General features: G+C 67.1%; 19 protein-coding genes and 1 pseudogene. 4 read left to right on the forward strand and 16 right to left on the reverse strand.

What is annotated here, in order from left to right:
• Positions 1 to 11 precede the first annotated feature (11 nt).
• From ACOJUJ_RS05605 to ACOJUJ_RS05640, 8 genes are all read right to left on the reverse strand, one after another.
• Positions 12 to 905: a hypothetical protein gene (locus ACOJUJ_RS05605; protein WP_420125869.1), complete on the reverse strand. Its 894-nt coding sequence runs from the start codon at positions 903 to 905 to the stop codon at positions 12 to 14.
• Positions 902 to 1,492, reverse strand: coding sequence for a DUF4255 domain-containing protein (locus ACOJUJ_RS05610; RefSeq protein WP_420125870.1), 591 nt, complete (start codon positions 1,490 to 1,492; stop codon positions 902 to 904). The genes ACOJUJ_RS05605 and ACOJUJ_RS05610 overlap by 4 nt, the downstream gene beginning before the upstream one ends.
• Entirely contained in the window at positions 1,489 to 1,818 is a 330-nt protein-coding gene (locus ACOJUJ_RS05615) for a hypothetical protein (protein WP_420125871.1), read from the reverse strand. The genes ACOJUJ_RS05610 and ACOJUJ_RS05615 overlap by 4 nt, the downstream gene beginning before the upstream one ends.
• A 425-nt stretch (positions 1,819 to 2,243) precedes the next feature.
• Positions 2,244 to 2,972, reverse strand: coding sequence for a LuxR C-terminal-related transcriptional regulator (locus tag ACOJUJ_RS05620; RefSeq protein WP_420125872.1), 729 nt, complete (start codon positions 2,970 to 2,972; stop codon positions 2,244 to 2,246).
• 405 nt (positions 2,973 to 3,377) lie between these two features.
• A complete protein-coding gene (locus ACOJUJ_RS05625) occupies positions 3,378 to 4,115 on the reverse strand; it encodes a M48 family metallopeptidase (RefSeq protein ID WP_420125873.1) in 738 nt (245 codons plus the stop codon).
• 2 nt (positions 4,116 to 4,117) lie between these two features.
• A complete protein-coding gene (locus ACOJUJ_RS05630; protein ID WP_420125874.1) occupies positions 4,118 to 7,183 on the reverse strand; it encodes a type I restriction endonuclease subunit R in 3,066 nt (1,021 codons plus the stop codon).
• A 7-nt stretch (positions 7,184 to 7,190) separates the two neighbouring features.
• Positions 7,191 to 8,498, reverse strand: coding sequence for a restriction endonuclease subunit S (locus ACOJUJ_RS05635; RefSeq protein ID WP_420125875.1), 1,308 nt, complete (start codon positions 8,496 to 8,498; stop codon positions 7,191 to 7,193).
• Positions 8,488 to 9,999: a type I restriction-modification system subunit M gene (locus ACOJUJ_RS05640; protein WP_420125876.1), complete on the reverse strand. Its 1,512-nt coding sequence runs from the start codon at positions 9,997 to 9,999 to the stop codon at positions 8,488 to 8,490. Before ACOJUJ_RS05640 ends, ACOJUJ_RS05635 begins: the two co-directional genes overlap by 11 nt.
• 604 nt (positions 10,000 to 10,603) lie before the next feature.
• Between ACOJUJ_RS05640 and ACOJUJ_RS05645 the strand changes: the two genes are divergently transcribed.
• Both ACOJUJ_RS05645 and ACOJUJ_RS05650 read left to right on the forward strand, forming a co-directional pair.
• A complete protein-coding gene (locus tag ACOJUJ_RS05645) occupies positions 10,604 to 12,514 on the forward strand; it encodes a hypothetical protein (RefSeq protein WP_420125877.1) in 1,911 nt (636 codons plus the stop codon).
• Between the two features lie 454 nt (positions 12,515 to 12,968).
• Entirely contained in the window at positions 12,969 to 14,042 is a 1,074-nt protein-coding gene (locus ACOJUJ_RS05650; RefSeq protein WP_420125878.1) for a CehA/McbA family metallohydrolase, read from the forward strand.
• Between the two features lie 506 nt (positions 14,043 to 14,548).
• On the opposite strand, the gene ACOJUJ_RS05655 is transcribed toward ACOJUJ_RS05650, so the two are convergent.
• The 4 genes from ACOJUJ_RS05655 to ACOJUJ_RS05670 all read right to left on the reverse strand — a co-directional run bounded on the left by ACOJUJ_RS05655 (position 14,549) and on the right by ACOJUJ_RS05670 (position 21,781).
• Entirely contained in the window at positions 14,549 to 15,292 is a 744-nt protein-coding gene (locus tag ACOJUJ_RS05655; RefSeq protein WP_420125879.1) for a LytR/AlgR family response regulator transcription factor, read from the reverse strand.
• Positions 15,289 to 16,395: a sensor histidine kinase gene (locus tag ACOJUJ_RS05660; RefSeq protein ID WP_420125880.1), complete on the reverse strand. Its 1,107-nt coding sequence runs from the start codon at positions 16,393 to 16,395 to the stop codon at positions 15,289 to 15,291. Before ACOJUJ_RS05660 ends, ACOJUJ_RS05655 begins: the two co-directional genes overlap by 4 nt.
• Positions 16,396 to 16,400: 5 nt before the next feature.
• Positions 16,401 to 17,723, reverse strand: coding sequence for a S41 family peptidase (locus tag ACOJUJ_RS05665; RefSeq protein WP_420125881.1), 1,323 nt, complete (start codon positions 17,721 to 17,723; stop codon positions 16,401 to 16,403).
• 470 nt (positions 17,724 to 18,193) lie between these two features.
• Complete coding sequence (locus ACOJUJ_RS05670) at positions 18,194 to 21,781, reverse strand: ATP-binding protein (RefSeq protein WP_420125882.1); 3,588 nt, start codon at positions 21,779 to 21,781, stop codon at positions 18,194 to 18,196.
• Positions 21,782 to 22,203: 422 nt separating this feature from the next.
• Here ACOJUJ_RS05670 and ACOJUJ_RS05675 point away from each other — a divergent pair.
• Positions 22,204 to 22,428, forward strand: a pseudogene (locus ACOJUJ_RS05675) (hypothetical protein); the annotation flags it as partial.
• A 29-nt stretch (positions 22,429 to 22,457) separates the two neighbouring features.
• Here ACOJUJ_RS05675 and ACOJUJ_RS05680 read toward each other — a convergent pair.
• Together ACOJUJ_RS05680 and ACOJUJ_RS05685 are read right to left on the reverse strand one after the other, a co-directional pair.
• Positions 22,458 to 23,018, reverse strand: coding sequence for a transposase (locus tag ACOJUJ_RS05680; RefSeq protein WP_420125883.1), 561 nt, complete (start codon positions 23,016 to 23,018; stop codon positions 22,458 to 22,460).
• A gap of 29 nt (positions 23,019 to 23,047) precedes the next feature.
• Positions 23,048 to 23,578: a helix-turn-helix domain-containing protein gene (locus ACOJUJ_RS05685; protein ID WP_420125884.1), complete on the reverse strand. Its 531-nt coding sequence runs from the start codon at positions 23,576 to 23,578 to the stop codon at positions 23,048 to 23,050.
• Between the two features lie 497 nt (positions 23,579 to 24,075).
• On the opposite strand from ACOJUJ_RS05685, the gene ACOJUJ_RS05690 reads away from it, so the two are divergent.
• Positions 24,076 to 24,204 carry a hypothetical protein gene (locus ACOJUJ_RS05690; RefSeq protein ID WP_420125885.1) on the forward strand — a complete coding sequence of 43 codons (129 nt, stop codon included), beginning with the start codon at positions 24,076 to 24,078 and terminating at the stop codon, positions 24,202 to 24,204.
• Between the two features lie 450 nt (positions 24,205 to 24,654).
• Here the strand turns inward: ACOJUJ_RS05690 and ACOJUJ_RS05695 are convergent, their stop codons facing one another.
• Entirely contained in the window at positions 24,655 to 24,828 is a 174-nt protein-coding gene (locus ACOJUJ_RS05695) for a hypothetical protein (protein ID WP_420125886.1), read from the reverse strand.
• A gap of 40 nt (positions 24,829 to 24,868) precedes the next feature.
• Complete coding sequence (locus ACOJUJ_RS05700) at positions 24,869 to 25,282, reverse strand: hypothetical protein (protein ID WP_420125887.1); 414 nt, start codon at positions 25,280 to 25,282, stop codon at positions 24,869 to 24,871.
• Positions 25,283 to 25,298 lie beyond the last annotated feature (16 nt).

Raw genomic sequence — 25,298 nt, forward strand, 5'->3', positions numbered from 1 at the left:
CTCCTGAGGGGTTACGGGGGTGACGCTCCGGCGGAGACCCAGAGGGTGGGGGCGCTTCCCCCGCCCGCCAAGGTGGTGCGGAGCCGCAGCTCCTGCCCGTGGACGAGCGTTTCCGTCCACTCCACCGCCGGCACCTGGCCTTCGTCCGTCCACACGAGCGCGGTTCGCTGCTCGTCGAGAATGCTCTTGAGCGAGGGGCGCGCTGCCCACGCGGGGTTCATCCCTTCGCGCGCCGGAAAGGGGTACCGCAGCGCCGCCGGCTCCCACCGCGCCCGCAGCGACACCGGCCACGTGGCCGCGCGCGTGTCGGCCGGGGGCGAGCCCTGCCGCAGCCGCTCGGGGGTGGGAAAGGGGACCAGCACCACGGCGCGCCCCGCCTCGTCGGCCACGGCGGTGCGGGTGATGCCGCCCACGGTGGCGCTCAGCACCGCGTACGCAGCGGGTGCGCCCGTGTCCGGGTCCGCCAGGTCCGCGCGGATCGCCGCCACCCCCGGCGGCACCGGGCGCGACACGGCGGGGAACAGGTACGCCTTGCCCGGCTGCGGCCCGCCGGACAGAAACTCGCCGCGGTAGCCCAGCGGCAGCGGCACGCTGAACGCGGCGCCCATGTACCGCCCGCCGGGGTCGTCCACGGCGATCACGAACTCGCCCGCGGGCCCGTCCGTCTCCGGCCGCGCGTCGTCGCCGGCGGGCTTTTCCGCGCTGGCCTGGCCGGGGAGGCGGTGGAACGCGTACACGCCCGAGGGCGAGCGCACGGCGGGGACGGGCGGGTACGCGCTGTCGCGCAGCCACGCGTGCACCTGCAGCCGGTCCGTCACCGGCGTGTCCAGCGCCGCGTCCCAAAAGCGGATCCCCAGCGGGGTAAAGGTGCGGTCGCGCTCCAGCACCCTGATCTGCACGCTCACGGCGCCACCAGCGTTCCGGGGGCGAACACGCGCTCCTGCACCTGCCCCCACCCCTGCAGCCGCGGCGACTCGATCTCCACCGTCCGCGCCACGTAGGGCACGGAAAGCTGGTACGAGTGGTCGATCACCGTGTCCCAGATGCGGAAGGTGTCTTCCACGCTCAGGTCCGTGTGCGTGAGCGCCACCGTCTCGTCCGGCTGAAATACGCCGGGCCGGGGCGCGTTCAGCAGGTCGGCCGTCAGCACGGTGTTGTCTTCAAGCACGCGCATCATCCACCCGGCGATCTCGTGCTGCAGCGACGCCTTGCGGGCCCAGGCCGTGGCCAGAAAGTGCAGGTCCAGCGGCAGCTTGTTGCGCTGGCGGCGCCCGTCGGGCAGCAGCCGCCCCTGCGGCGCGCGCACGGCGCCGTTGGGGTAGATGCGGTACAGAAAGAGCGAGACGCCCTGCTCCATGGGGTGCGTAAAGTCGTCCGACACGTAGACCTGAAAGTCCAGCACGGCTCCGTTGAAGTCGGCCGGGTCGTACGCGGCGCGAAGCACGCGCACCACCGCCTCCAGCGTGCTGGCGATCCCCGCGTGCCCGCTCATGCCGCCTCGCCGGAAGCGCCGTGCACGGCGGCCAGCAGCGCCTCGCGCGAAAGCTCTCGCAGCGGGGTGCGGTGCGGGCGCAGCTCGTACAGCACGGCGCGGCGGGCATCGGGGCCCAGGGCCAGCACGCGGGAGCGCGGGGACTGGATCAGCATGGAAACGGGAACGTCCTCGTTTTCCGGGTCGGGTTGCGAAAGCAGCAGCACGTCGGCCAGGGACGGCTCGGCGGCCGGGTCCAGGACGCGGATCTCCGGGTCGGTGGCCAGCAGGCTCACCAGCAGGCTGTGGAGCACGGGTGGCTGCACCCGCAGGGCGACCGTGATCAAACGGAAGGCGTCCGGTACACGGGTGGGCGTCAGGGCTCCGCGGGACCGGCGCGAACAGTGGGGCCGCGCCGCGTCGGGGTGAATGGGCGATACGATCCACCGCGCGGTCCCCCCCGGTCCCCGATCTCCGCGCGTCTTGACGAGGTGGATCCAGAGGTGGATGAATGGATCCTCGGGACGATTGCGCTTCTCCCAAATCCTTCTGGAGCCTGAGAAATGCTCATGCTTCGGTGGATGGATCAAAGGGTTCATCTCCCCATGAATCCTCAGGCTCTGAAGCGTATTCAGGCTCCGGAAAAGAGGATGGGGTACAGAGGAACAGAGAAAGCCAGAGGAACAGAGGAGTCAATTTCCTCTGTTCCTCTGGCTTTTGTCTGTTCCTCTGTACCCCTTCCTCCGTTGTTGTTGCGAGGCGGGGCGGGGGATCAGGCGCCGATGGAGACGGAGCTTCTAAGGCGCGCACCCGCTTCGCCGCGGCTGCGCACCTCCAGCTTTTCCAGGATGTTGTGCACGTGGTTCTTTACGGTGGCCAGCCGCAGCCCCAGTGCCCGCGCGATGTGCTTGTTGCTCAGCCCCTGGCTAAGCAGCTCGCCGATCTCCGCCTCGCGCGGGGTGAGCGGCGTGCCGGGCGAGGGGGCGGAGGGCGGACGCTCGCGCGCCAGGGCGGCCAGGCGCCGCGTAAGGAGCGCGGCCGTGCGCGCGGAGCACAGCAGCTCGCCCCGCGCCGCGCGCAGCACCGAGTCCACCACCTCCGCCGCCGTGGCGTCGCGCCCGATCCACCCCGCTACGCCGGCCTCCGCGTACGCCAGCACCTGGTGCTCGGCCCGGTCGTCCACGGCAAACGCCACCATGCGCGTGGTGGGGACGGTCTCGTAGATGGAGCGCACCAGCGCCAGCGCGCCATCCAGGGCCACGTCCAGCAGGACCACGTCCGGACACAGGCGCCCCGCCGCGGCCAGGGTGGCCGGGGCATCGCCGGTCTGCGCGACCACGTGCATGGCCGCGCCCAGGCTGTGCGCCAGCCCGTCGCGATAAAGCCGCACCGATGCGGCCACGATGGCGCGCACGGGAGGGGGCGCGCCGTTTTCAAGGACAACCGTTGCCGCCGGCGCGCTGTCCGCGGCGGCGTTCGGTGCAAGGTTCAGCTGGAGCATGGATCGGACGCCGCGCGTGCACGGCGCGTGCTGCGAGGTTCGTCTGTGCGGGGCGGTGGAGCCCTGCCGGTCGCTGGAAGGGCGCAGCATAAATGGCGCCAACAACAAGTTGTTTTGCAAATCTGCTACAACCGCGTGTCCCCAAACGAGTTTTGCGAAATTGTCAGAAATTTGTGGACACGGACGGGTGGGGAGGCCGTGTCCCGGTTTGGGGCTCGGCCTCCACAAACACGTGTCCTCATCAGGGATCAGAGCCGTTTCGTTGGCGCTGGTCGCGGACGCGCGACCAGCGCGCGCCGGATCTGCACGGCAGGCGCACCAGGGGAGGGAAGAGGTAGAGGAGAGGACGGTGGTGCTATTCGAGATCGCATCGGCGCCCGGCAATCGGGGCCGGCTGGGTACGTGTCAGTGAGCGGGTGCCCAGCGGCAACTCCACTCGTTGCCTTCCAGCCAGTGCTTCCTTGCGCCGAAATCGGGCATTACTCGCCCGAGCAGAGTCCAGAAATCCGGCCCGTGGCTGCGCTCTTTAAGGTGGCAGAGTTCGTGGACCACCGCATACTCGAGCACGGCTCTGGGAGCGAAAACGAGCTGCCAGTTGATGTTGATGCTCCCGTCGCGGCCGCAGCTTCCCCACAGGTGTTTCTGTGCCTTGATCCTCACCGGACCCGGCGACACGCCGATGCGTGGCGCATGGCGCCGGACCATCTGCTCCACGTCTTCACGCACGCGTGCACGAAGCCAGGCCACGATGCCCTTCTCCGCCGCGTCGTTCCGCGCCTGGTCTGTCAGCGCGCGCGGAACCTCGACCACGATTCCACCGTGGTGGGTGACCCGCACCGCGTCGCCGTCGGCAAGCTGGACGGTAAGGCGAAGTCGGCGGCCCCGATAAAGCACCTTTGCCCCGGTGACGAACCGTGTGGGGGCCGCGGGGTCCGGACGCGTTCGCTCGGCCATCCGCTCGGTTTCGTCGTGTACCCAGCGCCTGCGGCGGTGCACGAAGCTGGCGATCTCTTCATCCGTGTGCGACTCGGGCGCAATGACCTCCACCTGCCCGGGCGTAACCACGATGCGCTGCCGGCGCGCCCGCGCGGAGCGCCGGACAACGTACGGAATCCGCCGGCTTCCCACCTCCAGAACCTGCATCTCTATCCCTTCAGGTAGGTCTTCAACGCGTACTCTTCCACCTGCCCCGGGATCTCCTTCCAGCTGAACCCGGCGGGAATCAGAACGCGCTTGACCTGCTGGCGCAACTCCTTTCGAAGCTGTTCCTTGAGGTGCCATCCCGGCGGGGCGCTCTGGTCCGATGCATACACCTGGTCTATCTCCACCGCGACCTGCTGTGCGGGGTCCGGTGCCGGCGATGCATGCGCGCCCCTTTGGCCGGCACCGTTGGAGGCCCCGTGCGGCGCGGCCGCGCCCGGCTCAGGGGTGGGGAAGCCGGCGAGCAGGATCTTGTAGATGCCGTACGCACGCGCCGACAGCCCCGTGGCGTGGTGCGCGCTTTCTTCGGCCTGCAGGTCGTGCGCTACCTCCTCCATGGTGCGGAGCAGTTCCAGCGCGTCGATCTGCTGCTGCTCGAACTTGTGGATCGCCTCCAGTACACGCGCCGAGAACGGTCCGTACTGCGCGGGGTTCTCGGCTGCCTTGTCGGTGGTGATCTTCTTTAGCTCCGCGCTCTTGCGGATGGCGGCCATCTTGAGGTCCCCAGCCGCGTTTCCGGGCTGGAAGTCTTCCCAGAACTTCGGGTCCGTAAGGTTGCGCAGCTTGGTGAGGGTGCGAATGCCGGTCACCTCCAGCTCGTCGCGCAGCATTTCGCGGATTTTCGCGCTGTAGTCGCCCAGACTGGGACCCTCGTCCTTGTCGAACACCACGGCGGCGTAGTGGATGAAACCCACCACCCACTTGAGGTCGGTCTGGAACTGGAGCGTCTCGGGATCTGGAGTAAGCGCCGTGTACGCAGCCACGAACTCCCTGGCTTTGCGGCGGAAGGTAAACCAGTGCTCTTCCGTTCCCAGCACTTGGATCAGCGCGTCGTACTCGGCTTTCAGGTTCTGGGTGTTTCGCTTGATCCCCCTGGTGAGCGCCATCACGCCGGCATGCGCGGTGCGAAGCTCTGACAGCAGGGCATTGGCGTCGCGCATGGCGTTCTGCACGTCGTCGGCACGGTAGCTGGCAAGCGCATCGTCCAGCTTGCGCGAGATGCCGATGTAATCCACGATCAGCCCGTTCTGCTTCCCGGCGTACACCCGGTTGGTGCGGGCGATGGCCTGCAGCAGGCTGTGGTCCGTCAGCGGGCTGTCCAGGTACATCACCGCTTCCACGGGCGCGTCGAAGCCCGTCAGCAGCTTGTTGCAGACGATGAGGAACGACAGCGGGTCCGTGGCCGAGATGAAGCGGTCCTTCACGGTCTTTTCCGCGTCCCGGTCCAGGTACAGGCGGCGCAGGTCAGCCCGGATGGATTCCGTGTAGGGATCCTCGCTCGGCTTTTCATCCTCCTGGCCCTTGCTGTAGACGCACGCGCTCATGCCAGCCGCGTGCGCGCGGGCCTCGTCGGGATCCATCCCTTTCGCCATCAGTGTCTTTGCGATGGCGCGGTCCAGAGCGCGCTTGTAGAGGATCAGCGCCTCGCGGTCAATGGCCACGATCTGGGCCTTGAGGCCGTCGGGCTGGGCATGCGCGCGAAAGTGCGCCCAGATGTCGGTGGCGATCAGGTCGATGCGCCGCGGGTGCCGCGCTAAGTCCGCCACGCTCACGCCGCGCTTCTTGATGGCGGCCTGCACGTCTTCGGGCTCGTCGGAAAACCACTGATCGAAGAGGATGTCGATCTTGGTGGTGTCGACGGCCCACTCCGTTTTGCGCGCCGTGTAGAAGATGGGCACGGTGGCTCCATCGCGAACCGCGTCGTCGATGGAGTAGCGGTCCAAGTATCCCTCGCCCGGCGCGCCAAAGTTCTGATACGTGTCCTTGTCGTTCTTCTTGATGGGGGTGCCGGTGAAGCCGAAGAACCGCGCCTGCGGAAAGGTGGCCCGCAGGTACGTTCCCAGGTCCTTTTCCTGGGTGCGGTGGCACTCGTCCACCAGCAGAATCCAGTTGGCGCTGTCGGGTACCGGCGTTTTTGAGCCCTGGAACTTGAAGATGGTGGAGAGCATGGTCTGACCTGCGGACCCGCTGTGGATGCGGGCCTGCAGATCGTCGCCGTCCTTCACCTGCACGGGGTTGGGCAGCCCGCACGCCTCGAACGTGCGGGCGATCTGGTCGTCCAGGTCAATGCGATCGGTGAGCACCAGCAGGTTGGGGCTGGCCAGCGCGGGCGACTCCAGGGTGCGGTGCGTCTTGAGCTTGAGCGCGGCAAAGACCATGGTGAGGCTCTTTCCGCTTCCCTGCGTGTGCCAGATCAGCCCGCGGCGGTGCTCCTCGGCCACGACGCGCTGGATGATCTTGTTGACGGCGCGGAACTGCTGATACCGGCAGACCTTTTTGATCACCTTTTCATTGCGCCGCTCGAACACCGTAAAATGCGCGATGATGTCGAGCAGGCGCTCAGGGTTTAGCAGGGCGTACAGCGCTGCGTCCAGCGCGCTGGGAAACTCCGCGGCTTTCCGCGGCCACGGATCCTTCCACTCCGACCAGTGCTCCGACGAGGCTCCCGTCGCGCCGTACAGCGTGGTGACGCCGTTGGTGACCACGTTGAACGCGTTGGAATAGAACAATCGGGGAACCTGCTGCTCGTATTGCTTGATCTGGTCAAAGGCCTGTCCCGTCTTGTCACCGGGTGCGAGCGGGCTCTTGGCCTCGATCACCACCAGCGGAATGCCGTTTACGTATACCACCACATCGGCAATACGGGTCTTTTCCGCCCTGACTTTCAGCTGGTTGGTGACGGTGTAGGTGTTGTTGCCGAGGGTGCGGAAGTCGATCAGGCGGATGGTTTTCTTCTTTGCCTCGCCCGGCACCGTTTTGCTGTAATTGCCGCGCAGCAGCGAAAGCCACTCCTCGTTGTCGCTCTTGCCCACCACTTCGGAGTATACCTGCCGCGCCACATCCTCGGAAACGCCGTTGATCCGCTGCACGGCCTGTACGAACTCGGCGCGGAGGAGGACGTGGTTCTCCCCGTCCCGGTGCGCGGCATGGGCGCTCGGCGGCAGGTACGTGTAGCCGAGCGCTTGGAGAGTGTCGAGCGTGGGCTTCTCCGCGAGTTTGTACTCGCTCATTGCAGCCTCAGATGGTGGGGACGCGAACGCGGCCGGTGAGGAGGTCTTGCAATAGCCCGTTTTTGAGCACGCGTGACTGCTGCATCACACGTTCTTCCTCAGCGGAATAGCAATCGAGCGCTTGCAGTTGATTAGCTATCTCAACCTGTTCATCCACAGGAGGAACGGGGATCAGGATTGAGGCCAAATCTTTTGGATAGAGGTGCGTTTGTCCGCGAAGCTCACCGAAGACACTCCCGATCTCACGCTCTAGGATCTGCTTCCGGCCGACAGACGACGACAGGTAATCGAATAAGAAGCGAGGGAGAAGGCGTTGTGCGTCACGAGACCTGATTACCGTGACCTGTCCGTCTACTGTCCAATCAGACTCTGCCTTCTCGACAAAAGCGACCCGCCCGATGGTGCCATGGGCCATGTTCGGCGTCAGGACGTCTCCATCCTGGAGGTGGGCGCGCAGCGGAATATGTCCGGCTCGGTCATCTGGAACATACTCAGGCTGGTGCATGAGAAGTGGTCCATCGTACACGTGCTTTGTCTTGAAGACGCGCAGTCGGGTACCTCCTGTCCCGCTCGCCTTTCCGTTGAACAAATCACACGTGTCTCCGAGGCGCGCAGTCGTCCAATATTCAGGAATGTAACCTATGGCAGTCCTCTTCAAAGGGGACTTCCTCAAGCCTCCTGAAAGTAGTAACTGCATCAGCCCGCGCTTAGCTTGACGCGATTGGTCAACGACGGTTTTGGCTGCTCGGATCGTCTCGTCCACACTTCCTAAAATCGATGCGATTCTTCGCTGGTCGGCTAGAGGTGGGAGCGGCACTTCCATTTGGAAGAAATCATCAGCTCCGATATTGAGGAGACCGTTCCCCCGCACACCCGCGTTGTTGATCCGTGCGAGTTGGCCGTTCAGGCCACCACCAGCAAAATATTGCGTGAAAAAAACCGGATCGATCTCAATGTGGCTCCGAAAGCAGTAATACACATGCGGTACCGCTGCTCTCTCATACTCGTCGAGTGGGTATACGCATCCGTATGGGTACGTTTTTGAGTTACCTTTGTTGTACGCGAACTCACCTCGGTGTAGCTCGGTGTAGCGCAGGAGACTCTCCCCAGCCATAAAGCGGTTATAACGATCCTCTTGCTTCATGAAGCCGATCTTGGATGAGATCGTCAGGATGGGGAGGTCGTGTGTCTGGATCTTGCGAGTGATACGCGTGAAAACGTCTGACATCCGGACAATCCGCCATCCATCAGGGGCAGGCTGGTTCCAAATGCAGATCTGGGGCGTACCAGGCGCTGGCTCGAGGCTACTCTGCATACCCGAGCTCTCGCAGGAAACCAATCATTCGGGTTTCGGCAGCATCCCTTTGGGTACGCAGTTCCACCAGACGCGCGACCTCTGTCGGCACATCGATCCACTCTTCATCATCTCCCGCTTGCACATAGCGGGTGATGTTCAAGTTGTAGTCATTCCCGGCGATTTCCTCTAATGTGGCAACACGGCTGAATCGCTCCTCGTCAACAAAAGCGTGGAACACGCCCGCGAGCCGGTCTACGTTGGTTTGAGAAAGTGTATGCTGGTTTTTTCCTGGCACCATTTCGTCCGCCCCATGGACGAAGAGCACCCTTCCTTTCCGGTCCGCCGGCTTGTTGCGGTGGAGGATAAGAATGCAAGCGGGAATGCCGGTGCCGTAGAAAAGATTCGAACCGAGTCCAATCACAGCCTCGACTAAATCGTCCTTGAGCAGCCCCTCGCGGATCGTTCCCTCAGTGCCGCCGCGGAAGAGCACACCGTGCGGCAGTACTACTCCGAGCATCCCGTCGGCCTTCAGACTACCGAGCATGTGCTGCACGAATGCCAAATCGCCGTAGCTCTTTGGAGGCGAGCCGTATGCGTCACGAGCCCACTTGTCACCCTTGCTCCATACCTCATGTCCCCAGTCTTTGAGCGAGAACGGCGGGTTTGCGAGCACCCGGTCAAAGGTCATCAGTCCTTTGCCGCCAGGGAGCACGTGTTTAGGGTCGCGCAGGGTGTCACCGCGGCGTACGTCGAAGTCACCCAGGTCGTGCAGAAACAGGTTCATCTGGGCGATGGCCCAGGTGTTCAGGTTGCGCTCTTGTCCGAACAGGTGCAGCGACTTGGGGTTCTTTCCGTTCCGCTCCATGTAGTGCACGGCCTCCAGCAGCATGCCGCCCGAGCCGCAGGCAGGGTCGTAGACGCTCATCCCCTCCTGCGGGCGTAGGCATTCCACGATCAGCCGCACCACCATCTTGGGCGTGTAGAACTCGCCCCCCTTCTTTCCCGCGTCGTCGGCAAACTCCGCGATCAGGTACTCGTACGCGTTGCCGAGCATGTCGGCCTCGACGTCCGCGTTGCGCAGCCGGTACTTCTCGAAGTGCTGGAGCAGGCGTTCCAGGGCGTCGTCGGGAAACCGCTCCTTGTTGTTGAAGTCCACGTCCTGAAAGACACCCTTCAGCCGCAGGTTCGCGTCTTCGATCGCGTGGAAGGCGCTGTTCAGGTGCTCGCCAATGTTGGTGGAGTGCTTCCGGATGTCCTTCCAGAATGCACCCGCCGGAATGTGGAAGCGGTGCTCGTCGGGGTCCGCCGCGAGCTCCTCGTCGCCATACTGGGCGATGCGCTCCTCGTACTCCTCCTCCCATACGTCGGAGAGGCGCTTGAAGAAGAGCAGCCCAAAGATGTAGTGCTTGTAGTCGCCGGAATCGATGCTGCCACGCAGAATGTCGGCGGCACCCCACAGGTGTGCCTCGAGTTGCTGAAGAGTCAGCTTCGATGCTGCGAAAACGGCTATATCTGACATGGGGATGCGAGCCGATCAGTACTTGAGAGAAGAGACGTACTTCTGGTGATGCCGAGCAGGGTCGAGCGACCAGTTTGCCGCGACAGCTTTCGGCGGAATCATATGGCTCAGACCACGGCTGGCGCCAGAGGAACGCCCCGTCAGCGCCTCAGCCGCAGAATTTGAGACACCGATCACGTCTCGGGGGGGGAAGCAGTTCTCAGTACGCAGAATGGTCGTGCACCAAGCCGAATCGTCAGTTGATTTTATCCTGATTACCACTCGCTGACTGAGCGTCCCAGGCCCTCTCCCCAATAGGGTCACGCCTCCGGGTTGGGCGGCGAGGCATCGTGGACACGGAGAACGGGCGCGGAGGATCGTCACCCCGTCCTCATCATCTCCATCACCAGAAAACCGGGGAAGCAGCGGGGTGGGGCAGAGCGGCAGGACCCGACGGATGGATGACGCGGGCCGGTGGCGTTCGCAGGGCACGCGGCCAATAGAATTGACGCCAACTCCGCCATTCCTCAGACCAGCGTTGCCCATTCGGCGGGGGAGGCGCAATCATGGACGGGCAGGCCGCGGTTCATGACCTCCCTTTCTCTCCCTTTCCGGATTCGTGCACATGGAAAACAGCATCCTCGTGGGAACCGTGCAGTCGGGCGCCGCCGGCTTTACGCCGCTGCCAAACGTGCCGGTGACGCTCTACCGGGCCACGGCGGACGTCCCCGTCACCATCGGCCAGGCGGTGACGGACGCGGACGGCGCCTTCACCATCTCCGTCGCCGATCCCGAGGCCGACACCATCTACTACGCCACCGCCCAGTATCGACCCACGGTGCTGCTGGTGGCCGTGGTGGGGCCGCGGATCGCGGGGCGCACCACCCTCAACGAGCTGTCGACGGTGGCGGCGGCGTACAGCATGGCGCAGTTCAGCGACGGCACGCGCATCGCCGGCAACGCGTTCGGGCTGCGCATCGCGGCGGGGATGAACGACAACCTGGTCGCGCCGGGGATCGGCATGCAGTCGCCGGTGCTGCTCACGCCCCCGAACGCCAACCAGACCATCGGGCTGCAGACCCTGGGTTCGCTGGGCAACCTGCTCTTTCAATGCGTGCGCTACGGCGGCGCTTTCGAGGAGGAGTTCTTCAAGCTCACCACCGTCCCCGGCCGCGCGGCCCCGGCGAACATCTTTCAGGCGATGCAGAACATCGCCCATCATCCGGCCCACAACGTCGCCGGACTGTTCAACCTGTCGCGCAGGGCGGTGCAGTACTTTGGCCCGGCGCTGGAGAGCGCGCCCGATGCCTGGACGCTGGCCGTCAAGTTCAACGACACGGGGGATGAGCAGGTCCCGTTCGGCGGCCCGGCCAACATCGCGTTCGACAAGGACGGGTACGCCTGGATCGCCAACAACGTCACCCAGGGCACGCCCAACTCGGGGAACTTCATCGTCGTCCTGCGGCCCGACGGCAGGCCCGCGCGCGGCGGGATGAACGGACGGCCGGTGTCGCCCGTGTACGGCGGCGGCATCAAGGGGCCGGGGTGGGGGATCACCATCGCCCCCGACGACCACGTGTGGGTGGGCAACTTTGGCTGGGGGGTCGACAAGGAGAACCCGCACCACGGCAGCGTTTCGGAGTTCCTTCTGGACGGCAGGCCCGTCTCGCCCGAGGACGGCTGGCACGGACCCGAGCACCGCGTGCAGGCCACGGTGGCGGACCGGCACGGCAACGTCTGGATGGCGAGCTATGAAAACGGCCGCGTGGTGGTCTACGTGGGCGGCGACCCCGACAACGCGTTGTGGGGCGACAGCGGCAGCTACCCGTTCGGCGTGGCGATCGACGGCAACGACAACGTGTGGGTCACCAACGGCGGCGGGCTGGGCTGGCCGACGGCCAACCAGGGCACCGTGACCCGCTTTCGCCTGCGCGACGCCGACACGCTGGAGCTGACGCTGCCGCCGCAGCCCGTGGGCCGCGCCACCAAGGTGATCGCGGTCGACTCGCGCAACGAGGCGTGGGTGGCGTCCAGCGGCGACAACACGGTCTACCACGTGGGCTTCGATGGAGCCATTCGCGGAGCTTACGAGGGCGGCGGGATCGACGGGCCGTGGGGGCTGGCGGTGGATGGGGAGGACAACGTCTGGGTGGCCAACTTTGGGCAGATGGGGGTGACGCAGGAGTTCTCCGGCGCGCTCTCCCGGCTCAAGGGCACCAACCGCGACGCAAAGCCGGAGGGGGTGGATACCGGCACGCCGCTCTCGCCGCCCACCGGCTACACGCTGCGCTCCGGCGGCATGCCGGTGACCTTTCCCAACGGCGATCTGGTGTACACCGACGGCAAGGTCTGCTACACCCCTTTCATGCGCGCCACCAGCTGCCAGATCGACGCGGCGGGGAACGTGTGGGTGGTGAACAACTGGAAGCCCGGCTTCGCCAGCGACTTCGATCCCGAGGGCGGCGACCCCGGCGGCGACGGCGTCGTCATCTTCGTGGGCCTGGCCCCGCCGCCCAGAAAGCCCGCCGCTTCCTGACCGCGCACGAGACGAATGGATGCGCGGAATCGTCCGCGCATCCGCACCGCTCTCCGGGGCCTGTTGTCATCGTGAGCCTCAAGAAGCCGACGCTTCGGATTGGGTCTGGCGACACCGCATACCCGAGCATCGACTTCCTGAGGAGAGGGTGGTGCCAAACCTCACCTGCTCCTGAGGCCCACTGTCATCCTGAGGGAGCGCACGCCTGCAACCTTCATAACCACAAAAGCTTGCGCGCGACCGAAGGATCTTTGTCGGGTCGCGCGAGGCCCAGCCCCCGGGAGCCGTTCCAGTCCCTCGGTCGGATAGACAAGGTCCTTCGGTCGGTGCCAGCCCGTTGCGCGAAACCTGAGCACGACCCGAGACACGGCACTCTTGTGGCGGTGTGCCCGATGATCGATTGCGCGGTACCCGGCCGCCGACCCCACCCTCCGCATCCACTCATCGCGACGCCATGATCCGGATTCTCGCGCTTCTGCTGTTCGCCGCGTGCGCACCACGCCCGTCCGTGCAGGCCGGTTCCGGTGCGCCCGCCACCCGGGCCCCGGCGGTGGAGAGCGGGCCGATGCACGCCGGCCAGACGTTCCGGTTCGAAGTTCCCGAGGTGAGCGGGGGCCGGTGGTTCAAGGGGAACACCCACACCCACACGCTCAACAGCGACGGCGACACGCCCCCGGAGCAGGTGGCGCGCTGGTACAGGGCGCATGGCTACGCGTTCCTGGTGCTCTCCGACCACAACGTCTTTACCGATCCGGCGCAGCTGGCGCACCTGGCTGATTCCACCTTTCTGCTGATCCCCGGCGAGGAGCTGACGACCTCGTTTCAGCGGCGGCCGGTGCACGTAAACGGCCTCAACATCCCGCACGTAATCGCGCCGCGGCAGGACTCCACGCTCGTGGGCACCATCCAGGCGAACGTGGACGCGGTGCGCGAGGTGCGCGGCGTGCCGCACATCAATCATCCCAACTTTCACTGGGCGTTCGACCACCGCGTCCTGGCGCAGGTACGCGACGACAAGCTGCTGGAGATCTTCAACGGCCACCCGCACGTGCACAACCAGGGCGGCGGCGACGTTCCCGGCCTGGAGGCCATGTGGGACAGCCTGCTCACGCGCGGCAAGCGCATCTACGGAATTGCCGTGGACGACGCGCACCACTTTCAGGGCGAGTTTGCGCCGGAGCGGTCCAACCCGGGCCGGGGCTGGATCGCGGTCCGCGCACGGCGGCTCGACGCGGGCGAGATCCTGCGAAACCTGGAGGCGGGGCAGTTCTACGCGAGCACCGGCGTGGAACTGGAGGACGTGGTGGTTACGCCCTCCACGCTGCGGGTGCACATCCGGCAGCGCGGAGACTTCCGATATCGAACGGAGTTCATCGGAAGCGGGGGCAGGGTGCTGGCCCGGTCCGACGCCAATCCAGCCGTGTTCACCCTCACCGGCGAGGAAGCGTACGTTCGCGCCCGGGTCCTGGATTCGGGCGGGGGAGCCGCGTGGGTGCAGCCGGTGTTCGTGACGCGGGACCAATCCTGAATCCGGACAAACAACACTGGAAGGTACAGAGGGCCAGAGAACAGCCAGAGGAACAGAGGTGATCCGCATTCACTTCACTGTTCCTCTGGCTGTTCCCCGTTCCTCTGTACCCTGACCTCTGTTTCCTGTAGTCCGCCGTCCTCTGCTAATATCAGAGTGTGTTTACGATCTGATTTTCGGATAACCCCAGGATTGATTTCCTGAGGGAGCGCGCCTCCGGAAGTGGAGTTGCTCAACCGCTTGTGCGCGACTGAAGGATCTCGTCTCGGCGATCGCGGGGCTTGCTCCACGGCACAGATCCAGCCCCCGCGCGCTGCCAGCGAGATCCTTCGGTCGGCGCCAAGTGTCTCTGTACAGCAGGTTCGGAGCGGCGCCTCCCTCAGGAAATCAAGCTCTTGGTAGATTCGTAAACACACGCTCAAGGAAGCCATTGCTACGATAGGGGGTTAGCAACACCCTCTGCCGGCACAGAAGCTGGACGACCTTCAGGCGAGGGGATTGGCCGGTCAGCGCACCATCTCGCGTAGCGACTGCGAGCCGGCGCGGCTGGCCACCACCTCGGAGCCGTCGGCGAAGCGGACGGACAGGCGGCGCTCGTCGTACGGGCGGATGGCGGAAACGTGGTCCAGGTTCACGATGTGCGCCCGGTGGATACGGAGGAAGCACGCCGGGTCCAGCCGGCGCTCCAGCTCGTTCAGGCTGATGTCGGCCAGCACCTGGCCGGCGCCAGTGCACAGCGTCACGTAGTCGCCCGCGCCGTCGATGCGGTGCACGTCGCGCATGCTCACGGGCACCATCTCGCCGCCCCGGCGCACGAACAGCCGCTCCAGGTACGGCTCCGGCGCGGAGGCCGGCGTCGAAACCGGCACTGGCGCGGGCGGGGCAGCCAGGCGGCGCGCAACGCGGTCCACCGCCGCCTGAAAGCGCGTCCATCCAAACGGCTTTACCAGGTAGTCGTACGCCTCTACCTCGAAGGCGCGCAGGGCATACTCCGCGAACGCCGTCGTGAACACCGGCGCGGGCCGGTGCGCCGCCCGCTCCAGCACCTCCAGCCCGGTGCACTCCGGCATCTGCACGTCCAGAAACACCAGGTCGGGCGCCAGCGTGTCGATCAGCTCCACCGCCGCCATCCCGCTCTCCGCCTCGCCAACGAGCTCCAGGCGCGGGTCGCGCTCGATAAAGCGCCGCAGCCGCTGCCGGGCCAGCGGCTCATCCTCCGCCACCACCGTCCGCATAATCATCCCGCTCATCGCCGTGCCGCCATCATCGACGCGGGCGCGCCGGAGGGGAGGGCGAGGTCCACGCGGAACCCCGCGCCCGGCGCCGTGGTGATCCGCACCTGCCCATCCCCCCCGTAGCGCGCCTCCATCCGCCCGAGCACCAGCCGCAGCCCGGCGCCCTCCGCCCGCTCCACCTGTTCCAGGACGGCGCCCGGTCCGTCATCCTCCACCGACAGCAGCAGCCGGCCGCCCTCCCGCGCCGCGCGGACGCGGATGGACGTGGGCGCCACGCGGGTGGCCGCCGCGTGCTTCACGGCGTTCTCCACCAGCGGCTGCAGCACGAAGGAGGGGATGGTGCAGGGCAGGGCATCGTCATCCACCTCGATTTCGGCGCGCAGGCGCGTGCCCAGGCGCAGCTGCTCGATCCACAGGTAGTCGCGCACCAGCTGGATCTCCTCGTCCAGCGGCACGTCGTCGGCGGCGCTGCGGCGCACGTCGATGGTGCGGTGCAGCAGCGCGCCAAAGCGTTCGATCGCCTCCTCCGCCCGCCCGTCGCCCGCGCTCACCAGCTCCAGCAGCGAGTGTAGCGTGTTGAACAGGAAGTGCGGGTTGATCTGCGCGCGCAGCGCCTGCATCTCCGCGCGCGCCCGCAGAGCCTCGGCCCGCGCGGCGCGCGCCTCCTGCTCGCGCAGGCGCCCGCCGACCTCCGTCACGTACCGCATCGCCGCGATGGTCAGGTACAGCAGCACGCCCGCACCCATCTGCCAGCGCAGCTCGTCGAAGGTGAGCGTGAACACCCGCGTGCGGCCCGTCCACAGCGATTCCACGATCGTCCGCGTGGCGATCATCCCGCCGGCCCACGCCAGGGCGTAGACGATGGCGAGGGCGGCGTGGATACCCAGGAACGCGACCGGGCCGCGGCTGCCCCACGGGATTCGCGCGCACGCCAGCACCACGCCGATCCCCGCCAGCGCGGCGGGAACGACGTTGTGCAGCGCCAGCAGAAAGCTCTCCAGTGCGGAGCCGCCGCCGGCCATGATGGCGCCGAAGTACGCCGCCAGCATGGGAAGCCAGGCCGCGGCGTACAGGATCCAGCGGCGCCGGCCGGAGCCGGCGGTCGGTGCATCGGTCATGCGGATCAGGGAGGGGGTACGCGCAGGGCCTGGGCGGCCGCGCGGAGCAATGCCGCGCGGTCGGCGGGCGGCGCGGGGACGTCGGGCGCCACGCCGTCGCCTTCCAAGCGGCGGCCGGCGCCGGTGCGATAATCCATTGCGGGATACCGAAGCCGCCACCCGGGGGCCACCATCACGTCGGCGGAGGAGAGCATGGCCCCCGCGGTGCGCGCGCCGACGACCACGGCGCCGCGCGCTTCCTGGAGCATGGCGGCCACCGCCTCCGCGGCGCTCCCCGTGTTCTCGTCCGTCAGCACGGCGATGCGCCCCGTGTACGGCCGCGCGAGTCCGCCGCCGATGTACAGCATGGCCGCGCCTCCGGCGGCGTACACCGCCTGCCCCAGCATGGCGCCGGTCACCGACCCGTCGGTGGGCAGCGCCGGCACCATCACGGTATCCAGCGCGGCCGCGGCCCGCATTCCCCGCGCGTCGTAGCCGTGGCGGATGACGAAGTAGCCGGCGGCCACGGGCTCGCGCTGCAGGTGCTGCCCCAGGCGGTAGGCCAGGTCCACCGAGCCGCCCTCGTTGCCGCGCAGGTCGATCACGATCGCCGGCAGCTCCGCCATCTCCGCGAACGCGCTGTCCATCCGCGCCACCTCGGGCGGCAGCGACTCGCCCGACGGTTCAAAGCTCGCGATGCGCAGGTATCCCAGCGACGGCGACAGGACCTGCCAGCTCACGGACGGGGTGGAAGCGGCCGGCGCGGTGGGGGTCTGCGTGCTCGTGGAGGGCGGCCGAGAGATGCGTGGGACGGCGGTAAAGTACAGGTGCGAGGTGCCGATCGCCCGAAGCAGCCCACTGATGACGGCGTACGCCTCGCCGTCGGAGCGGGCGGCGGCGACGCGGGGGCGCGCCTCGGCCACCAGCCGGGCCCAGTCCGCGCCGTTGTAGCCGGGATCGTAGAAGTGCCGCTCCAGCACCCCCACAACACTGTCGAACACCGCCGTCCCGGTCAACGGCGCCAGCGTTTCGCGCGGCAGGCGCACGCCGGAAGCGGGGGCGGGCGCCTGGCCGGCGGTGCTCCAGCTGCCTCGCAGGGAATCGCCGCGCACGGCCACGTCCAGCGCGTGCTCGCGTTCCCACGCCGCCGCCGCCACCACCAACCCCGAATCCGTCCGCGCGGCGGAGCTGGGGAAAATCGTCTGGTACCGGGACATGGCGCGCGGCGTCAGCACGCCACCGTGCTCATCCACCGAAAGCACCAACGTGAACGGCTGCGGGCCCGCCACGCGCACCAGCCAGTTGCCGGCAACGTCGGGCCGCCCCTGCGCGTGCGAGGGGGACGCCACGGCTGACGTGAGGAGGAGGGGGAGGATCAGGAGACGGCGGAGAGATATCATCGCTCGCAACGGTTGCGGGGATCGGAACAGCTACGTGCGCCAACGGTGCCGTGTCCCTGCGCGCTGCTCAAGCGTCGTTCGCCCAACCGGCCGCCCGCGCGCCCGACCGGGCCGGATCGTCGCCGGATGGCGGACACATCAAACCCCGTACGATGATCGCCCGAACGAGTGATACCCCTTTCTCGCAGTTCGTTGTGCAATCAGAGGAACGACGGAAAAGCATCACGCGGAGGCGCGGAGGAACTGATGAGGTTTTGGCTTTCCCTCCGCGCCTCTTCGGTTTTCTCCGCACCTCCGCGTGAAAATCTTTCCCCTCACTGCACATCGAAATCCGGCAGATGGTATGATACGCGTCGCTCACCGCGTTGTCGGGCAGATCGCCCGTCTCCCGCGGAGCCGCGCGGATCGCGGTCGGGCGCTCAGTCCCGCACGCCGGCCAGGGTGAGGGTGAAGGTGGAGCCCGCGCCCACGGTGCTTTCCGCGGTCAGCTCGCCGCCCATGGCCCGCGCCAGCTCGCGGCTGATCGCCAGCCCCAGCCCCACGCCCTGCTGGCTGACCTCGGCCAGGGTGCCGCGGCGGTCCACCTGCACGAACGGATCAAAGACCGCCTCCAGCTTTTCGGTGGGGATCCCGCGCCCCGTGTCCGCTACCACGATGCGCACCACGCCGTCCCCGTCGTGCGCGCCGATCTCGATGTGCCCGCCGTGCGGCGTGAACTTGATGGCGTTGGTGAGCAGGTTGATCAGGATCTGCTGGATGCGCTCGTAGTCACCCGTCACCCGCAGCCCGGGCGCGCACGCCACGCAGCGGAACTGCAGAGAGCGGGCGTTGAGCTGCGGCGCGATCAGCGGCTCCAGCGCCTCCAGCAGCGGGCCCACCTCCACGGCCTCCATCTCGATCGTGAGCCGCCCCGCCTCCAGCTTGGCGAAGTTGAGCACGTCGTTGATGAGCGACAGCAGCACTTCCTGGTTGCGCTTGATGCGCCCCATGGCGTCTACCTGGGCGTCGGTCACGGGGCCGTGGATGCCCAGGCTGAGCAGGTCCAGGTACCCCGCGATGGCGTTCAGAGGCGTGCGCAGCTCATGGCTCATGCTGGCCAGGAACTCGCTCTTGGCGCGGTTGGCGTCGTCGGCCAGGGCGCGGGCGCGCTCCGACTCTTCCAGCAGCATCTCGCGCTCTTCCTCCACCAGCTTGCGGTCGGTGATGTCGATCACGGAGCCGATGTAGCCCATGAACTCGCCGGCGGGGCCCACGCGGGGGACCGCCGCGTCGATGGCCCAGCGGTACGCGCCGTCGTGGCGGCGCAGCCGGTACTCCAGGCGAAACCCCGCGTGCCGCTGGTTGGCGTCGATAAAGATGTCGTGCGCACGCTGGCGGTCGTCCGGGTGCGTGGCGTCCAGCCAGCCGAAGCCCAAACCCGTCTCCGGCGTCTGGCCCGTGAACTGGTACCAGCGCCGGTTCAGGTAGGTGCACACCGCGGCCGGGTCCGTCACCCACATCATCACCGGCGCGTTGTCGGCCATGTTGCGGAAGCGCTCCTCGCTCTCGCGCAGCCCCTCGTTGGCGCGGCTCAGCTCGTCGTTGGCCACCTCCAGCTCCACCTGCACCTCTTCCAGGTGGGTGGCCTGCGTCTGCAGCTCCTCCGCCTGCATCTCCAGCTCGGCGGCCTGTTCCTGCAGCAGCTCCTTGGCGTGCAGCGTTTCCTCGTACAGGCGCTCGTTCTCCTCGGCCGCGGCACGCTGCACCTCGGCGGCAGCGCGCCGCACGCGCGCCAGCTCCAGCTGCGACCCCACCTGCGCCACCAGCTCGCGGGCGGAGAACGGCTTGACCATGTAGCCGTCGGCCCCCGCCTGCAGCCCCTCCACGCGCGACTCTTCGCCCGCGCGCGCGGAAAGCAGAATCACGGGCACCTCGCGCGTGGCCGGGTCCTCCCGCAGCGCGCGCAGCAGGCCAAATCCGTCCAGCACCGGCATCATCACGTCCGACAGCACCAGGTCGGGCACCTGCTCGCGCGCGGCGGCCAGGGCGGCGGCGCCGTCGGGGGCGGTGCGCAGCCGGTAACGGGCGCGCAGCAGCCGTCCCACGTAGTCGCGCATGTCGGCGTTGTCGTCGGCCAGCAGCACCAGGGGACGATCCGCGGTCTCGTCGTCGTCCTCCCACTCCGTGTCTTCGCCGGCCATGCCGGCGGCGGACGACGGCGCACCGGCCGGCAGCCAGCGGAGCGCCTCGTCCACGAACGCCGCCGCGGCCCCGCCCCCGCGAGCGGGGGCGCCGGAGGCCAGGTGCTCCGCGGGCAGGTGGTCGGCCCCGGTCGGAAGCACCACCACGAAGGTGCTGCCTTCGCCCGGCACGCTGGTGACGGACACCTCGCCGCCGTGCAGCTTCACCAGCTCGTGTACCAGGGCCAGGCCGATGCCGGAGCCCTCCTGCGTGCGGCCCTGGGCACCCTCCACCCGGTGAAAGCGCTGGAACAGGTGGGGGAGCTCCGCGGCGGGGATCCCCGTTCCCGTGTCGCGTACCCGCAACTCCACCCGGCCTCTCGGCAGGGCCCGCACGGTGACGGCGATCTCGCCGCGGAAGGTGTACTTGAAGGCGTTGGACAGGAGGTTGAGCACCACCTTTTCCCACATCTCCCGGTCCACGTACACCGGCTCGGCCAGCGGCGGCGCGTCCACCGTCAGCCGCAGCCCCGCGCGGTCGGTGGCCGAGCGGACCATGCTGGCCAGCTCGGTAGTGAGCGCGGACAGGTCCACCGGCTCGAACGAGGCATGCACGCGCCCGGCCTCCATGCGGCTGAAGTCCAGCAGCGAGTTCACCAGGCGCAGCAGCCGCCGTGCGTTGCGGTGGATGATCTCCAGCCGCTCGCGCTGCTCGTCGTCCACCGGCTCCGTCAGGGCGTCCTCCACCGGGCCCAGCATGAGGGTGAGCGGCGTGCGGAACTCGTGCGACACGTTGCTGAAGAACACCGTTTTGGCGCGGTCCAGCTCGGCCAGGGCCGCGGCGCGCCGCCGCTCTTCCTCATACGCGTGCGCGGTGGCCAGCCCCGCGGCCACCTGGCCCGCCAGCAGGTCGACGAAGCCCTGGTAGGGCTCGTCCAGCAGCCGAAAGGGGTTCAGCCCCGCCACCAGCACGCCCGCGGGACGGGGCTGCCCGGGCCGCGCCAGGGGAAGCACCAGGGCGTGCGACGGCGGCACGTCCCACGGGCCGCCCAGGGGCGCGGGGATCCCGGCTTGCGCCAGGTCCACCCGCACGGCCTGCTCCCCGGCGAGCGCGGCCGCCAGCGGCCAGGGACCGCCCCCGTCCGCCAGCGGCACCAGCGGGGGCGCGGCGGGATCGCCCGCATCCACCCCGGCGTGAAAGGCGAGCCGGGCCTGCCCCTCATCCGCCTCGGGGAGGTAGACCAGCAGAAACGGGAGGTCGGGGGTGCCGGCGCCCAGCACCTCGCCCATCGCGGCGAACATGTCCGCCTGGGTGCGCGTGCCCGCAATCGCCGCCGCCACCTCGCGCAGCACGCGCAGGCGGCGCTCGGCGATCACGCGGTCCGTGTCCTCCGTCAACACGCAGTACAGCCCCGCCACTGCGGCGGCGTCGTCGTGCAGGGGGCTGTAGGAAAAGGTGTGGGACGTTTCCTCGCGGTAGCCGCTGCGCTCCAGGAACAGCAGCAGCCCCTCGTCCCAGGTGGCCTCGCCCGAACGCATCACCGCCTGAACGCGGGGCAGGATGTCGTCCCAGATCTCGGCCCACACCACGCCGGCCGGACGGCCCAGTGCCCAGGGGTGCTTGGCCCCCAGTGTCATGCGGCGGTAGGCGTCGTTGTAGAGGAAGGTGAGGTCCGGCCCCCACCCCATCCACATGGCGAACCGCGAGGTGAGCAGCAGCCGCACCACCGCGCGCAGGCTTTGCGGCCACTGCTCCGCGGGCCCCAGCGGCGTGGCCGCCCAGTCGTGCGCGCGCACCAGGGCGACCATCTCTCCGTCCGTGTTGCCGGAACCGTGTGCCGCGTCCATTCTCCTGTCAGGTGCCGGGTTCATCTGCATGCCGCGCATCCCCGCGTGACCCTCCCGGGGCGGACGCGCCACTCCGCCTCGCGCGGACGGCGCGGCGGCGGGGTGCGCCTCCCGCGCCCGACGTCCATCCGCATCGTCCGCAAGAGGATACGTATCCCGCCGCCGTCCGACCCGCAATCCGTCGTCACCCGTTCGCAGTAACGGATTTGAGGCGCTGGTGTGCAGGGTTTGCAAAATCCGCAGCACCGTGGCGAGATCGGGCACCTGCTCTCCATCCGTTTGCTGCAGGCACCACGCTGGCGGTGGCGCTCGACGTGGCGGCTGGAGTGACCGCAACGAAAGGATGATCTCAACTGCCGGGAAACATCACGGGCGGGCGGGGTTGCGGAGCAGGGAAGGGTGGAGGGCCCCGGACGCGGCGGATCATCCGCGGCAGCACGAGTTCGTGCGGGTGCGGGGCGCGGGAGCACAACCTCAAGAACGTGGATTTCGACATCCCGCGTGACGCGCTGGTGGTGTTCACGGGCGTGTCGGGGTCGGGCAAGTCGTCGCTCGCGTTCGGTGCGCTGTACGCGGTACTACCCGAGTCGGCGGCGCCATACGCGCGGCGGCTTGTTCACCAGATGAGCCCGCTTACGGGCGACTCTACAACCACGGTATCCGATCTAGTGCAATCTCACGCGACCTGCTTTGCAAGCGGGTCCAGCAGGTCGCACCCATAGTAGCTGCAAACCCGCTGCTTCAGTTCGGTGGCGCTCAGCTTTCGCATGGGCTCCACCACCTGCTTCTTGCCGTGCACCCATTTGGGCTCAATCGCATTCAGCCACGGGCTCTTTGTCGGTAGCCGGCAGACCAGGATGCGTACTCCCGCACCTGCCTGCTTGACTGCGCGGTTGTGCTCCTTGATCCAGGTGCGCACCTCCCGGCTTACGTGCCACGCGGCGTTATCCCAGACTACCACCAGCACGCGTTTGCCTTCGGCCTCCAGTACCTCGCAACTCCAGCCAAGAAACTGCGTGGTCACATTGCTGACAGGCCGCTCCTCCACGAAGCGCAACAGCATGCCCCCGGTGTCGTAGCGCAGCAAGCCGTAGCAAGCCAATGCCTTGGGCTCTGTCTTCTCGCCCTTTGCTTCCTGCTGCTCCTCCAAGTGCAGGTGGGTGCCTTCGGTGGCCCAGGCAGACACGTTGGGCTGGGCCAACCGGCTCCACCACACCTCGTCTTCGAAGCCCAGCACCCAGTCGGGGTTGCGCCCCGCCAGCTCGATCAGGTAGTCCCGGCGTTTTTTTTACGCAGGTACTGCGGATCCGGACTCGTGATCCACCGTTTCGCACGCTTCCACGACGTGCCCAGCCGCTTCAGCGCACGCCGAATGGTTTCGTCGCTCATCCGTTCGGGCGTGATCCCCTGCTCAAAGCAGACCTCGGCTGCCAGGTCCAGCGTCCACAGGCTCTTCGGCTTCCCGAAGGCGCGCGGGCTCTGGTGCATCAGGTGCTGCAACTGCTCCCGGCGCACCTCGTCCAGAACCGGCTGGCTGGTCTTCGGACGCGTTGACTCTCGCACAAGGCTCTCCACCCCACGTGCGTTGAAGTCGTGGATCACGTTCCGCACCATCTGCATGGAGCAGCCCACGGAGCGCGCAATCTTCGACACGCGCTCCTTGCGCGCGCTGCCCAGTAGCACCTGGGCCCGGCGAACCGGAAATGCATCCGCCGAGCGGAGAGCCGCTTCAAGGCCGGCGCGTTCCTCAGAAGATGGCTCGCGTACAAACAACGGCGGTGGCTTCTTGGAGTTCATCCCTCCAAGATAACACCTCGTTGTTTACTTCGCATACTTTGTCGTGTGGAACTGCACTAGGAATGGCCCTGCTCAACTTCTTCTCCCGCAAAGATCCCACGCACAACTGGCCGGCCAGCGGCACAACTCCGCTTCGTTTCGACGTTGCGCGGCGAGATGAATGGGATTGCCTTTGACGCCCGTTCGACGCGCTGAGCGTGCTCGGAAAGCCAAGCAACCCTAGACCGGTCCAAACGCGGCTCTTTGCCTATGCGCCACGGGGGCTGGGCGGTTGCGCTGGGAGCAAAGTCCGAGGTACTCGTCTTCACCTGCGTGTTCCAGGCGGGCGCTGGTGGGGAGGCGGACGAGTTCCCCGAATTTTTTCCCTGCCGGATTGCGCTGCAGAACGAGCGCGGAACGTTGCTGGAGGTCACGAGCACCACATCCGTCGGCGTTCTGGAGGCTGTACTGGGGCCCCTCACGCGCAGAAGCGACGAGATGGCCACGCCGCCTGGACGGTGATCGGCAGCACCGGGCTGAACTTCATCTTCAATCACGCAGGCGAACTGACGCTGCTGGACATTGAACCCGCCGAATTCGACACCGACGAGATGGACCACAAGGCAGCCGGGCAGTCGGCTGGATAGTCGTCGCTTCGCGTAGAAGGGCTGCGCGGGAGCTCGCTGCTCGGTCGCACTACCGTCCGTCGACGCTCATCAACCACCCCAAGTTCAGGGATGATTATCGGGCGGGTGGGGCGGATGAATGAGGCGAGAGCAGCAGGGCCCCGGACGCGGCGGATGATCCGAGTTCGTGCGGGTGCGGGGGGCGCGGGAGCACAGCCTCAAGAACGTGGACGTCGACATCCGGCATCCTGTCCGCCGTGGCCCTGCAGCAGCAGCGCGGCACGCCCACCACGCGCTCGTCCATCCGCGTGGAGAAGCCGCTTCTGGCGGCGGACGAAACGGGATTCGGTGACGAGCACCTGCATGAACGCGAGCCGTCCCGCTACTCCGCCTCGTATGACCGGATCACACATAGGCGTCATAACGGGGCGGCTGCGCGCTTTTCATCCCGACCTCCTCGCTCTCCCGCTCCTAGCAGGCGGCGATGCAGGTAGTCCCGAGTCGGCTGAACTCGTTGGGCCGGGTCGTATTCGTGTAGGTGCTGCATTCGTTGGCCTGGACCGTGCCGCGCTCGCTGGTATTCCTGGTGCTCGGCTCGTACGAGTCCACCTGCAACTGCTCAATGTTCAAGGTCAACTTCTTCATGGGACGCTCCTGGCGCTGAATATGAGGAACGGCGCATTTGTTACGCTCCTATAAGAAGGTAGAGTTGTGTTTGTTCATAATCAAGTATGTACTGGAATGGATACGAATTACACGCACTCCGCAGGAGAACATGGTGGAGCACTCGCCAACGGGCTAGTGGGTTGGCTACGCAACTGTTCCACCAAAGCGGATCCCCGCCGCCGACGAGATCGACGTTGCGGCCCGCCTCGCGCGGGTTATCTCCGAACTCCAGCACCGCCTCGGCAACCAGCAGATCCATTGACATTTCGCACTCGGATATGTAGCGGGAGAGCTTCATCGAGGAGTACGCGACGGCCTTCAAGGCGCCGAAGCGGTCCGGAAGCATTCCCAGCAGCCTCGCGCGGTGAGGCTCCCGTCGTGTTAAACGTTCCTCCTCGTTAGCTTGTGCCCACATCTCCATCATCAGGAACATATCGGGCAGGCGGGGC

Origin of the sequence: Longimicrobium sp. (genome assembly GCF_048594345.1) — a bacterium.
Taxonomy (GTDB): Bacteria; Gemmatimonadota; Gemmatimonadetes; order Longimicrobiales; family Longimicrobiaceae; genus Longimicrobium.

Bases quoted from the DNA above. Each gene is read 5' to 3' on its own strand.
- ACOJUJ_RS05695 (WP_420125886.1), bottom strand. From the start codon at position 24,828: ATGAAGAAGTTGACCTTGAACATTGAGCAGTTGCAGGTGGACTCGTAC.
- ACOJUJ_RS05635 (WP_420125875.1), bottom strand. From the start codon at position 8,498: ATGCAGAGTAGCCTCGAGCCAGCGCCTGGTACGCCCCAGATCTGCATT.
- ACOJUJ_RS05630 (WP_420125874.1), bottom strand. From the start codon at position 7,183: ATGAGCGAGTACAAACTCGCGGAGAAGCCCACGCTCGACACTCTCCAA.
- ACOJUJ_RS05620 (WP_420125872.1), bottom strand. From the start codon at position 2,972: ATGCTCCAGCTGAACCTTGCACCGAACGCCGCCGCGGACAGCGCGCCG.
- ACOJUJ_RS05610 (WP_420125870.1), bottom strand. From the start codon at position 1,492: ATGAGCGGGCACGCGGGGATCGCCAGCACGCTGGAGGCGGTGGTGCGC.
- ACOJUJ_RS05660 (WP_420125880.1), bottom strand. From the start codon at position 16,395: ATGACCGATGCACCGACCGCCGGCTCCGGCCGGCGCCGCTGGATCCTG.
- ACOJUJ_RS05625 (WP_420125873.1), bottom strand. From the start codon at position 4,115: ATGCAGGTTCTGGAGGTGGGAAGCCGGCGGATTCCGTACGTTGTCCGG.
- ACOJUJ_RS05640 (WP_420125876.1), bottom strand. From the start codon at position 9,999: ATGTCAGATATAGCCGTTTTCGCAGCATCGAAGCTGACTCTTCAGCAA.
- ACOJUJ_RS05650 (WP_420125878.1), top strand. From the start codon at position 12,969: ATGATCCGGATTCTCGCGCTTCTGCTGTTCGCCGCGTGCGCACCACGC.
- ACOJUJ_RS05700 (WP_420125887.1), bottom strand. From the start codon at position 25,282: ATGTTCCTGATGATGGAGATGTGGGCACAAGCTAACGAGGAGGAACGT.
- ACOJUJ_RS05655 (WP_420125879.1), bottom strand. From the start codon at position 15,292: ATGAGCGGGATGATTATGCGGACGGTGGTGGCGGAGGATGAGCCGCTG.
- ACOJUJ_RS05670 (WP_420125882.1), bottom strand. From the start codon at position 21,781: ATGGACGCGGCACACGGTTCCGGCAACACGGACGGAGAGATGGTCGCC.
- ACOJUJ_RS05685 (WP_420125884.1), bottom strand. From the start codon at position 23,578: ATGAACTCCAAGAAGCCACCGCCGTTGTTTGTACGCGAGCCATCTTCT.
- ACOJUJ_RS05645 (WP_420125877.1), top strand. From the start codon at position 10,604: ATGGAAAACAGCATCCTCGTGGGAACCGTGCAGTCGGGCGCCGCCGGC.